The organism is Colwellia sp. SU-HH01172 (genome assembly GCF_057553355.1).
This window is the reverse complement of record NZ_BAAJMB010000001.1, coordinates 551,171-563,395: the sequence shown is the minus strand read 5'-3', so window position 1 is coordinate 563,395 and position 12,225 is coordinate 551,171. Positions and strand designations below refer to the sequence as shown.

At 42.1% G+C, this 12,225-nt stretch carries 8 protein-coding genes; 5 read left to right on the top strand and 3 right to left on the bottom strand.

Features of this window, described 5'->3' with window-relative positions; all coding sequences use genetic code 11:
* Nucleotides 1–17: 17 nt before the first annotated feature.
* Nucleotides 18–1,187 carry an MFS transporter gene (locus AC27JP_RS02520; protein ID WP_487111864.1) on the top strand — a complete coding sequence of 390 codons (1,170 nt, stop codon included), beginning with the start codon at nt 18–20 and terminating at the stop codon, nt 1,185–1,187.
* A gap of 22 nt (nt 1,188–1,209) precedes the next feature.
* Complete coding sequence (locus tag AC27JP_RS02515) at nt 1,210–2,220, top strand: FAD:protein FMN transferase (RefSeq protein WP_487111863.1); 1,011 nt, start codon at nt 1,210–1,212, stop codon at nt 2,218–2,220.
* Between the two features lie 108 nt (nt 2,221–2,328).
* Here AC27JP_RS02515 and AC27JP_RS02510 read toward each other — a convergent pair whose 3' ends face one another.
* From AC27JP_RS02510 to AC27JP_RS02500, 3 genes are read right to left on the bottom strand one after another with little or no spacing between them, the layout of a single operon-like run.
* Nucleotides 2,329–3,927, bottom strand: coding sequence for a hypothetical protein (locus AC27JP_RS02510; RefSeq protein ID WP_487111862.1), 1,599 nt, complete (start codon nt 3,925–3,927; stop codon nt 2,329–2,331).
* 22 nt (nt 3,928–3,949) lie between these two features.
* A complete protein-coding gene (locus AC27JP_RS02505; RefSeq protein WP_487111861.1) occupies nt 3,950–6,385 on the bottom strand; it encodes a LamG domain-containing protein in 2,436 nt (811 codons plus the stop codon).
* Nucleotides 6,385–7,677: a hypothetical protein gene (locus AC27JP_RS02500; RefSeq protein ID WP_487111860.1), complete on the bottom strand. Its 1,293-nt coding sequence runs from the start codon at nt 7,675–7,677 to the stop codon at nt 6,385–6,387. Before AC27JP_RS02500 ends, AC27JP_RS02505 begins: the two co-directional genes overlap by 1 nt.
* Before the next feature lie 398 nt (nt 7,678–8,075).
* On the opposite strand from AC27JP_RS02500, the gene AC27JP_RS02495 reads away from it, so the two are divergent.
* The 3 genes from AC27JP_RS02495 to AC27JP_RS02485 are packed head-to-tail and all read left to right on the top strand — an operon-like array spanning nt 8,076 to nt 12,198.
* Nucleotides 8,076–10,769 carry an HzsA-related protein gene (locus AC27JP_RS02495; RefSeq protein WP_487111859.1) on the top strand — a complete coding sequence of 898 codons (2,694 nt, stop codon included), beginning with the start codon at nt 8,076–8,078 and terminating at the stop codon, nt 10,767–10,769.
* Nucleotides 10,769–11,557 carry an SH3 domain-containing protein gene (locus tag AC27JP_RS02490; protein ID WP_487111858.1) on the top strand — a complete coding sequence of 263 codons (789 nt, stop codon included), beginning with the start codon at nt 10,769–10,771 and terminating at the stop codon, nt 11,555–11,557. The genes AC27JP_RS02495 and AC27JP_RS02490 overlap by 1 nt, the downstream gene beginning before the upstream one ends.
* Nucleotides 11,527–12,198, top strand: coding sequence for an outer membrane beta-barrel domain-containing protein (locus AC27JP_RS02485; RefSeq protein WP_487111857.1), 672 nt, complete (start codon nt 11,527–11,529; stop codon nt 12,196–12,198). The genes AC27JP_RS02490 and AC27JP_RS02485 overlap by 31 nt, the downstream gene beginning before the upstream one ends.
* The last annotated feature ends 27 nt before the right edge of the window (nt 12,199–12,225 follow it).

Here is a 12,225-nt window from a genome sequence, read left to right as displayed (position 1 = left end):
CAACGGAAACCCAATTAGTGGCTTCAAAACAATTCGTTCGTCTGTCATCGAACTATTTTTGGTACTTCGGCATTTTAGGTTTAGTGGTACCTTTCTTATCAGTATTTCTTGATGCCAGAGGGTTTAATTCTCTTGAAATCGGCGAAATACTTGCGGTTATCACGGCGACTAAAATCGTCGCACCAACATTATGGGCGCACCTTGCTGATAAGTCAGGTCAGCAACTTACCATAGTAAAAGTTGGTGCATTATTATCCTTGCTCTGTTTTAGCTTAATCATTTGGACCGTTAGTTACTGGCCTCTAATGTTTAGCTTAGCCATGTTCAGTTTGTTCTGGACGTCGATACAGCCTCAAATTGAGGTGATGACGCTAAGCTCAATTCGAAAAAGTGCTAAGATATATGCGCGCATACGTCTTTGGGGCAGCATTGGCTTTATTATTGTTGCTATACTCGGTGGTGAATTAATTGAGCGCTACTCCGCTGAGGCCTTTAGTTATATCGGCATTATTATTCTTGCCGGGCTCTTTTTTTCTACATTAATGAGCCGTCAGCCGAGAATAAAAAAGCTTACTCAAACTGATAATGTTTCTATTAAAGATAAAGTGTTTAATGGTAATTTTTTATTGTTCTTTTTTGCTGGCTTAATGCTGCAAATGAGCTTTGGCCCGTATTATGTATTTTTCGCCTTATATCTACAAAACCTAGACTATAGTGGTTTTCTCATCGGTATATTTATTGCGATAGGTGTGATTGCCGAAGTTGGCATTTTCATTTTTGCCGGTCTTTTCTTTAAAAGTTTTTCACTAAAAGCCTTGATCAGTGCCAGTATATTGCTGACGGCATTGCGCTGGTACATTGTTGGCCATTTTGCCGATAGTGATATGGCTTTGGCCTTGTCACAACTTATTCACGCATTAAGTTTCGGTTTATACCATAGCGCTAGTATTGCCTTTATTCAGCAGCATTTTAATGCCAATCAGCAAAGTCGCGGACAAGCGATTTATATTGGTGGTGTTTATGGCCTTGGTGGCGCGATAGGGGCTTATGTTGCCGGTATTTTATGGCAAGATGGTCTTGGTGCTATGATGACCTTTGATTTTGCTGCACTTACCGCATTGATAGGCGGTATCTTGGCTTTGTTCTTACGAAAAAGTGCCAAAAGCAGACCGGCCGTTGCCCGTTAACTTTTAATTAAGAGTAGATAATATGCGTTTTTTTCCTCGAATTTTCAATGCGGCATTAATGCTATTATTTTTTAGCAATTATGCTAACGCCCAATGGTATCAGCATAGTTTTAAAGTGATGGGCACCCAAGCTCATGTGGAATTTTGGCTGCCACTGACAGATGTAAAAACAGCTAGTAAAGCTAGCGAACAAGCACGGGCAAATAAAATTATTATCGCCGTTGAAGATGAAATGCGCCGTATAGATCGTGAAATGAGCCCGTATAAACCTGACAGTGAGTTATCAAAGGTTAATCGTTTAGCGCCGAAAGATCCGGTGCAAATCTCATCTGAGTTATTTGATTTACTTACCAAAGCAGAAGAAATATCTCAGCAAAGTAACGGTGCTTTCGATGTTACCTACGCGTCTGTGGGTTATCATTACGATTATCGTTTGAGACAAAAACCTGATCAGCAGACAATTGAACAGTCACTTGCCGCCATAGATCATACTGGCATTGTGCTTAATAAAACTGAGCAAACCATTTTCTTTAAACACCCGAAAATTAAAATAGATTTAGGCGGTATTGCTAAAGGTTACGCGGTTAAAAATTGTTTAGCCATATTGGCCTCGGCAGGTATAAAACATGCCTTAGTTAGTGCCGGTGGTGATACCGGCTTATTAGGCGATCGTAACGGTCGACCTTGGCTGGTAGGTATTAAACATCCGCGAGCGAATGACAAAACTGCGGTTCATTTACCGCTCAGTGATGAAGCCATTTCTACCTCGGGTGACTATGAACGTTACTTTATTGAAGATGACGTGCGTTATCATCATATTATTAACCCGAAAACTGGCAAGTCAGCGCAGCAAGTGGTTAGTGTTTCTGTGATAGGGCGAGATCCAACCTATGTTGATGCTTTATCGACAACGCTTTTTGTTTTGGGCTTAGAGCAAGGTATGGCGTATATTAATAACTTACCTAACTATGAAGCCATTATTATTGATAATCAGCAAAAGCTACATTTCTCACTCGGTTTACAACAGAACTAAAAATTACCAGCGACAGCATTTCATTTTAAGTACCGAGCAACAAAAAAAGCACCTTGATAGGTGCTTTTTTATTAGCGCTAATGGCATGCTATAAACTAGCTATTAAGCTTAAACTTGATTAATAGTGTTAGTTACTATTGGTTGAAACGCGGTCAAACTGTCGAGTAAGGTGTTATTACCTAAACCTTGACCAGGTACCATACCAGTAAAGCTGCCTTGTTCACCATGTAAAGCTAAATAGTTCAGTAACACCGTTTCTACTAGCAAGTTGACATTGTTTGCCGACGGCGCTGAACTGGTGTCTACAGAAGCATCAGGTCGCATAAAACCGATTTGTTGACGCATTGCCATTTGGTTGTCGTCAGCGCCATTGAGTTGCGGCCGACCATTGGGGTTATAGACTAAAAAGAATGATGCACCAGTAGATGAGTTATCACCGGTCCATTCGCCTTTACCTCGACCTTCGACTGAGTCATCAATACGGCCATTACTGGCGACAGAGCCATCACTGAAAACATACATCATTAATGGTTTGTTGCGTCTAGCGGCATATTCAAGACAAGCGCCCATGCATCGGCCGGCACGTAAATCTCTAAGCTCGCCCGTTGCACGTTCGCCGGTGTGGTAATCAAAGCCGCCCATAGTGACAGTACCAGCACCGGAAAAACCATTAACCACCAGCTTCATGATAGAAGAGGTTTTACTAAACTCACTTTCGCCATCAAATTCTGCCAGAGAGAAGATACCGGCTGGGCCAACAATATCAGGATCCAGTAGCGGGTTGAGGGTGCTAGGATCGCCAAAACGATCGGCTAAATCGGCACTTTTAACATAACCACAATTAACTAAATCTTTAATAACATCATCACGCGTGACTTGAGTATTTACGCGTGCTAGTTTTTGTGCGCTCACCCGTTGAATACTTTCCATCACCGCAACCGCATCACTTTGTGACAATAGACTAAATAAATCACCAACGTCGACTAATCCGGTAACATCAGTAGGGCGATCAATTTTTGTTGGTCGCTTACTTAAATCAATAAAGCGACTCGGTGCCATTGAGTTGCCACCTGAGTCTGTATTTCTTGAACCAGCTAAAGGCATTAATGAGCCATCGGCTCCCGCTGCAGCAATAGCATACATAGGGTTATGCGGATTATTACTGGTATCATTATCTGAACGACTTGGAATGACAGCACCGTTAATTCTACTGCGAGTATCCGCAGAGGTTTTTTCTAAAATTCCGCGTAAAAATGCGGAATCGGAATGAAAGGCTAGCCCCAATTCGGTATTGATAAAATCCGATTGTCCGACCTCAGGGTTAGCAATCGACGGTGCCATATCACCCGGTAAGCCGAGCTTGTTGTAGCCACCGGTAGAAAGAAAGTCGAGTTGCCCGCCAGCGCCACCGACTAAGACATTTGAGCCAGCAATATTTGCTCCACCGGCTAAATCAAATGAAATAAAGGGAATTTTTCCAGCCCCTTGAACATTAATGCCACATGACGCTCTCAGTGCTTCAAGATCCGGTGATAACGTTGCATGAGCATTATTGGGGTTGGCGAACATACTAAATAACGACGCACCAGCAACAACGCCAGCGCCTTTTCTTAGCCCCGAAGAAATAAAGTCACGACGACTCACCGGGCGGCTATGATCAGAAAATAATAACGGCGCATCTGGATGATAATGTTTAGCTTTTTTCATAATAATTTCCTAGATATCTAGCCTATTGAACCAAAGTGACAGCACTGGCTAACACGGCAGCACAGCTTGATTTTGCAATGGTACGGGTGCGTTCTGCATCACAGTTACTACTGCAAATAGCTAAACGATCAATAAGATTATTTAATTCGTTGCTGACACTGGTTTTAGTTGGTTGACTAGCAACATCAAGTGGCATTAATTGTGCGAGTAAAGGGTCGATAAACAATGTGCGTTGACTAATTGCAAGCGCAATACTCGGCTCAGTGGTGAAATCAATATTAGGAAACCAATTATTGCGTATACTTGTGTCTTCAATCGCACTATCACAATAGGCAATCGCTAGTTGCGTTATCGCCATTTGCTGGGCAGAAATATAGGTTTCAATATTGCTGATACTCGGCAGTTGTCGTTGCACCAGCTGATAAACACTGAGTACCTTACTTTGCTCCTGCGATACCCCCGTTAATTGACTCATGCTGGCGTGAATTTCAGCAAAGTTTCGAATGCCAATATCAGCACTTTCTGTTTCAGCGGGCAACTCAGCGGTTACCACTAAATCTCCCTCAACTTTAACATTGCTATGCTCACCTAAGCGTTCAAATGATAAGAAAAACTCATCTTGCTCAGCTCCTTTTTCAATCGCAATAATAGTACCTAAGTCTGATAGTAATAGCGGTTCGTTTAGTGACTCTTCACTAGATACAGTGCGACTGAGGTTAGCATAGACCTGGCTTTGAGCGCTTTCTTTGCCATTTATGCCTAGGTTCAAGCCTTCAATTGCGACGGCGCTTGGCAATTTTTGTTGGTCTAAATTAACCACCGACGGTTGACTAAATAAGTAGCTGTAATTATCAAACTCGCTGATTTCAAGCATGACATAGGTATTGGGCAAATCAATTAAGTCGCCAATAGAAAATAATAAGTAGTAACGCTCACCGACACCCACGTCAAAATTTTGCTGAATTTGTTCGGCGGTCATTGCTTTGTTAAACATAGCGAGTAAACGAATATTACCTTGCCAGATATGATTGTTTGACGCTTCTCGGCCCAGAATTAAGGCAAAGCTGCTATCCCAAGAGGCCAAAGGTGCAATTTCTTGATCTACAACTTCAATAAGCTTGCCATTAACATAAAGCTTGCGACCTTCAGTGGCATTGTAGGTTAGCACGACATGTTGCAAAGTCGCTTGCAGTACTTCATCAGCATCAGGCGTACTCAAGGCCGGTTCACCGTTGAGTGAGGTGGCTTGATTACGCAACATAAAGTCATAATTATATTGGCTTTGACCTAAGGTAAAGTTTCGTTCATTGTCACCGGCAGAATAGCTAACAATGCGCGCAGGACCTTCTTGGGTTACATTGGCTGGCGTTAACCAAGCTTCTAGTGAAAATTCACCAGTGGCGGTAATTAAATCGTGCAGCTTTTTACTGTTAGCTGTGCTCGCTTGCGCTTTACCGTTATTGAAAATCACCCCGCCGCTGCCGAGCCATTCAATGTCGCCTGTTAGCGTTAAGTTGGCCGCAGGACTGATACCTGATGTGTCATAGGCAATATTGCCATTACCGGTTTTAAATTGATAAAGCGCTATGGTATCGCTTTCAAAGCGACCACCGTTTGAAGCGACAATACCGTCGGTTAGCCTCAAGGCTTTTGATATCACCATTTCTTCGTCAACTTGGTCAACCGGTATCTGCTCACTGAATGCTTGTATTCCGGCTAGCATAGTATTGCTATTGGCTTGGCAATCACTCCAGCAATTGTGAAACTCGCTGCCTAATCGCACAACTAGTCGTGATAATTCCGCTTGGTCTAAGTTAATTACGCGTTGTGCCGCTTGATAGGCAATATCGATATCATCGCTGGCAAAAAACGGTGATTGTGCTGAACTTGCGGTTTCACTATGACACGTCGAACAATATTGACTAACAATAGGGTAAACATGTGTGCCAAATAAATTAGCGCTGTCAGGAAAGTTTCGGCTACTACCGGGCTCTCGGATAATTGGTGCCGTCAGTTCAATGGTGGTTGCGGTACTGATACGATCATCTGACCAAAGTTTTATCCATTGGGTCATGGTATCGGCACAAGCTTGATCGCTGTCTAACCAACAATTATGTCCGCTGGCGACTTTTGTCACTAAGCGAGATTGTGCCGGTGTTGATAAATCAACGAGGGTGGTTGTTGCGGCGTAGGCCAAGTTAACATCGTCAAAACGGGCAAAATAAGGCGCTTGATCATCAACTTTGTGACAAGCACCACAACGATCACTGGTGGCAACATTATCAAATAAAGCAGTTTTATATTTTTGAATATCTTCGGTTTGTGGAGCTGGGCCGGCGTAGGTGCTATTCGGCGTATCAACTTGCACAGGTGGTTGGCTTTCTACTTCACTGTCACCACAAGCAGTTAAATAACTTACCAGCAATAAACAGGAAAATAATTTGAGTTTATTCATCATTACTCTCCCATACAGTAATTGCCGATTTCAGCAAAAACTTGTTTTAATTGATAGCCATTTTCTTTAAACGAACTGGTTGTTGTCGCTATTTGTGCTAAATCAGTGTTACTTTCGGCGTCGCGTAAACAGACATTATTAAATACTTTTTTGACCTGACATTGGGCAAAAGCCTGACTGTTAGCAAGCTCTTCTCCTAATGATTTCATGCCACTGCCTTGGCCACTCAGGGCAGGATCCCAGCCTAAGCGACGGTTGTCACCGTGACGCCAATAATTGATCCACTGATCATTTGGAGTTTCAAAGCCAAAAGGGAAGGTAGTATTGTTATTAAAGTATTTTGCTTGCACACGTGAGCCGGTAACCGCATCCGTTGTGCCATCTTGGTTATAGGCAATATTTCCTGCTTCGGCTGCGGGATCGCTGTCGCCATTAAAGTCGTAGTCGTAATAAGCAAATGCTTGGGCAAGTGGGTCCATGCCGCTGTGACAGGCTAAGCAATTATTTAAAAATAGGCGGCTATCACCACCTGGGCTGCGACTCACGTCCTGACGAATTCGATCCGGTGGTAAGGTATTGTCTTTAATCGGCTCAAGGTCGGTACATAAGTGATTCATCAAGGTAAACCTGAGCATAGCGCGATTAGTGCCTAAGTAAAAAAATGCTTTCGCTGCCGCTCGGCTGGTTAATACGCCTGCTGTTGCTGCTTCTGGTAAACCATTCAAGCTTGATTGTGGCACTTGCACCAGATCAGTTGATAAATCGAGTGCTCGGTCTTCTATCGCGATATAGTGATCATTATTATTATTGCTGTAGGAAGGGAGTCCTAAGTCATTTCTGCCGACATAAGTCACATTCGCTTGTAATATCTGTCGAAAGTCGACATCGTCTCGAACCATGCCGATAACCGTGGCACTGTAATCATTGAGCGGAAAAAAAATATCTTGCTCTTTATTGGTCCAAGGCGTGGAAAATAATTTTAATGTTGTGTTATAAAAATGTTTCGATTCCATCGCGACGTAAGCCGCTTCAACTTTTTTTCCATCAACTAACAATGCTTCCATTCTGGTTAAAGTTTCAGCATCAGCAGGCACTCCAGCGATACGATCATGAAGACGTTTTGCTTGCTCTAATGTCCCAGCATAAGTGAATGGTGATGTGAATAAAAATGCAAAACAAACACTTGATATTAATAGCGTTCTTTTTTGTAAAACCGCTTTATCAATCAGCGAAAACAACCTTTCACTGTAATTGCCGATACTGCTTGGAATGACGTTACAAAGTAACACCTTCATACAGCCTCCTTGAAGATGTTGAGTAGAAAAAATATTCGAAAATATCCATGATTTGCACAGCTGTTTTGTCTATTTTTTGATCAAAATTAAGTGTGCTTTTTTAGGTATACGTTATTTCACAATAAAAATATACCGTTTTATTTAATAAAAAATAACTGTTGTATTTAGTACTAAGGTTGTAGTACTTTGTATCCGAAATGTAATTATGTAAAAAATACTGACAGTGGTCAACCTCTTTTTGGTTGAAATTTGTTCAAGTCTAGTGTGTTGATTTAATTGATTTACTTACATGAAAATGTGTTTTAAATCACTTTTTTGCTCGTTTTAGCTTAGTTTTTTCATAGTTACTTGGTTATTTAACATTATCGTTATTGGCGAAAAATCACTCGGGAAGTAGCATGAATCCGAATAAAAGTTTTAGCGGACTTGCTTTTGTTGTCTTTCTCACGGCAGGTTGCAATTCAGACAGTTCGCTAAGCGAAGAAAATACAGATCCAGTATTGGAAGAGTACCCGGTCGTATATATTGAACGCAGCTTAGATACCGATCCAGCTGAAGAAATTAACCAACCGGTAAGCTTGCCGCTTTTTGAGCCAACTAGGTTTAATCCTGGCGCAAAGTTGAATTTAAAAGCTAACGCCACACCCGAAGCCATTGTTGTTGATTTAACCGCTAACCTTTTCTCAGTCGCCGATAGCGAAGAAGCCAGTGAACCCTTGATTGATATTCGCGATTTATCGGTATCTCCAGATGGCCAAGAGTTTTTAGTGTCAATTCGGGCACCAGAACTTGAGGATGCTGACGAAGACGAACAACCCAAGTGGAATATTTGGCGTTATCAGCAAAGCACTAAACGGTTATCTCGTGTCATTAGCAATGAGGTTATTGCCGAACAAGGTGATGACCTCATGGCGTCATTTTTAGCCGATGGTCGAATTATTTTCGCTTCAAACCGCCAGCGTACATCTCGCGCTATTTTGCTAGATGAAGGCAAACCACAGTATACGGCAAATAATGAACGCACTGATCTTGCAACATTAAATATTCATGTTATGCAGGCGGACGGCTCTGATATTGAACAACTGACCTTTAATTTGAGTCACGACTTTTACCCGTTAGTGTTACAAGATGGTCATATCCTATATAGTCGCTGGGATGCCATGGGCGGAAACAATCAAATTAATTTATATCGTATGCGTCCTGATGGTACGGAAAATCAGTTGCTTTACGGTTGGCACTCACATCAATTAGCACTTGAAACAGAAAATGTTGATATTGAGTTTACTAAGCCGCAACAATTACCGGATGGCAGAATATTATTATTGTTAAATGGCGATGAAGAAACTAATTTTCAGAAACGTCCTGTTATTATCAACCTTGACGATTTTACTGACCAATTTCAAGCGATAGCGGCTAACAATCCAGTGGCAGATAATGCGCTATCCGATCTTTTTGATCGTGAAGTAGCTGACTATAACTTTTCTGAAACCTTGTCGCCGGCTGGGCGTATTAATCACTTATTTCCATTACCTGATACTAGCCAGCGTTATTTAGTCAGTTGGGATTTATGTCGGGTGATTATCGAGCAAGAAACTCGCGCTTGTGGGCAATTAACCAGTGAACAGTTGGCACAAGATAACCTTGAACAAGCGACGCCATTTTATGAACTCTGGCTATTTAATCAAAGTGATAATACGCAACAGCTAGTTGCGACAACGACACAAGGCAATATATTAACAGAAGCTATTGTTATGCAAGAAGCGGAGCAAAAACCTGAGTTTCTTGCTGATAAAGTTATTGGCAGCGGCCTTGATGCCGATTTAGCAAATCAACAGGCAGGCGCCATCCATATTCGCAGTGTCTATGACTTTGACGGTATTGATCTAAGTCCGCAAGGTTTAGCGCAAACCATGGATCCAACGCAAACGATTGCTGAGCAAAGGCCAGCGCGCTTTTTACGTTTAGTTCGTGGTGTGCCTATGCCGCCTGAAGAAGTAAAAGATTTAGATAATACCGATTTTGGCCGCAGCCGAGCACAATTGATGCGAGAAATTTTAGGTTATAGTGCCATTCAGCCCGATGGTTCGGTTAAGGTAAAAGTGCCGGCAAACGTGCCGTTCGCCTTAAGTGTTTTAGATCGCAATGGCCAGCGTATTGGTGGTCGCCACCGTCAATGGTTAACAGTTAAGCCAGGGGAAACCATGGAATGTCATGGTTGCCACACTGGCGATAGCGAATTGCCGCACGGCAGAATTTCAGCGCAAGCGCCGAGTATTAATGCTGGCGCTGTCTCAGAGGGGGTTGCATTTCCAAATACCAATCCACAAATGTTACCGAAATTCTCACAAACCATGGCTGAAACGGTAGAAACAGTGCTGGGCTTGCCGGCATTAAGTAGCGATTTAGTCTATCAAGATATTTGGAGCGATCCCGCAACGGCGACATTAAATCCAGCGCTAAATATCAGTTATCAAAACATCACTACAACTAAGCCTAATGGTAGTGAGTGCTTTACTAACTGGACCGCGTATTGTCGGATACAAGTTAATTACACTGAGCACTTGCAACCACTGTGGCTAAAATCACGTTTGGTTTTTGATGAAGTTACCAATGAACAAATTCAAGATAATACCTGTACTAGCTGCCACAGTATTTTAGACACCGACAGTGTTGCGCAAGTTCCGGCGGGGCAATTAGACCTAACCGCTAGCGCATCAACAGATGAGCCGGCTCATTTAACTAGCTATCGTGAGCTATTTTTTGCCGATGTTGAGCAAGAGCTGGTGGAAGGTATTCTAGTTGACCGACAAGTTCCGCTGTTAGATGGCAATGGCGATCCGGTTTATGTTCGAGACGCTGATGGCAATTTGGTATTAGATGAGAATGGCCAACCAATCCCTGTTATGACTACTGTTGACGTTGCAAATATTTTGTCGACCAATGGTGCGCAAGCAAGTAGTCGTTTTTTTCAGGTGCTCAATAGTGACATACATCAGAATATGTTAACGGCTGACGAGCAAAGGTTGATCAGCGAATGGCTTGATATTGGTGCTCAGTATTACAACACACCATTTTATCAGGTGGAGCAATAATGATGTTATTTAGCAACACTGGTCGTGGTATAAAGCCGTTTTTATTAGCCGTGATTATGGTGTGCTTTAATGGTTTTGTCAGTGCCCAAGAAAGTAATAATGAGATAGTAGCGCCGGCATTAAGTCCGAGCATTGTTATTGAAGTCCCTTATATTGAATTGCGCTCTGGGCCGGGCCGAGGTTATCCCATTACGCAAGTTATAGAGCAAGGGGAGAGTGTTTTTGTACTAGTTAAGCGGACCGCTTGGTTTAAAGTGCAAGACAAGCGTGGCAATCAAGGTTGGTTCCATCAAGATAGCTTATTAAACTTTAGCTTTAAGCAACAGCCCGTTATTTCAGCACAACAAACTAACGACGACTATTTATCTCGTATTTGGGAAATTGGCGTTGGTTATGGTGAGTTTGAGCAAGCTGATTTTTATCGTTTAAGTTTATCTTATGCTTTTAGTCCGGTGATCAGCACGGAGTTACAAATCGGTAAAGCGATTGGCAGTGTCTCTGATAATGAAATAGCGGAATTGATGCTAGTTGCGCAACCTTTGCCTGAACTTAGCGTTATTCCTTACTTCGCGGTTGGTGCGGGGGCGATTAGAACCACACCACATAGTGTACTTGCGGATGCACAAGACAGAAACAATACCCTGATCAGCAGTGCTGTTGGGTTTAAATATTACCTAGCGCGTAACTTTTTATTACGTGCTGAATATAAATACTCATTAGTGTTAACTGATCGAGATGATAATGAAGGGGTTCGTACATGGACACTAGGTTTCAGCGTATTTCTATAATGGCAAACATTAAACAATGGCGAAGTTTGCGAACATTTGCCTTAGCACTGATATTGGTAAGTCCGGCGCAAAATATTTTCGCGGCAGAAACTGAAATAAAGCCCAATGTTGAGCGACGAGAAGTTTTAGAAGACTTACTTGATAGTGAGAATTTTGAAGTAGGTATTAAAGTTGGCTTGATCAGTATTGAAGACTTTGAAACCAGCACTTTAGTGTCAGGCCATCTTGCCTATCATATTAGTGAAGACTTTTACTTTAAAGCGCAATATTCCCAGGCAGATGCTGGCACAACAAGTTTTGAAAAACTCTCTAATACCTCGCCGCTACTAACAGATGATGAACGTGAGTTAAGTTATTACGGCTTAAATATTGGCTATAACTTATTTCCCGGTGAAATTTTCTTAAGTGATAACTGGGCATTCAATAGTGTGTTTTCTGTCGAGCTTGGTGCAGGCAGTACAGAATTTGCTGGTGATGATCAATTCACGGTTAATTTTGCCACTAATTTTCGAGTTTTCGCCAACGACTGGATCGCATGGGATATCGGTATTAGTGATCATATTTTTGACACCCGCGTTACCGGCGAAGCAAAAACAACACACAATTTAAGTTTGACTACTGGTGTCTCATTTTACTTTTAAACAACTTTTTCATTTTCAGATTGATGT

Bases quoted from the DNA above. Each gene is read 5' to 3' on its own strand.
- AC27JP_RS02515 (WP_487111863.1), top strand. From the start codon at position 1,210: ATGCGTTTTTTTCCTCGAATTTTCAATGCGGCATTAATGCTATTATTT.
- AC27JP_RS02490 (WP_487111858.1), top strand. From the start codon at position 10,769: ATGATGTTATTTAGCAACACTGGTCGTGGTATAAAGCCGTTTTTATTA.
- AC27JP_RS02495 (WP_487111859.1), top strand. From the start codon at position 8,076: ATGAATCCGAATAAAAGTTTTAGCGGACTTGCTTTTGTTGTCTTTCTC.
- AC27JP_RS02485 (WP_487111857.1), top strand. From the start codon at position 11,527: ATGGACACTAGGTTTCAGCGTATTTCTATAATGGCAAACATTAAACAA.
- AC27JP_RS02500 (WP_487111860.1), bottom strand. From the start codon at position 7,677: ATGAAGGTGTTACTTTGTAACGTCATTCCAAGCAGTATCGGCAATTAC.
- AC27JP_RS02510 (WP_487111862.1), bottom strand. From the start codon at position 3,927: ATGAAAAAAGCTAAACATTATCATCCAGATGCGCCGTTATTATTTTCT.
- AC27JP_RS02505 (WP_487111861.1), bottom strand. From the start codon at position 6,385: ATGATGAATAAACTCAAATTATTTTCCTGTTTATTGCTGGTAAGTTAT.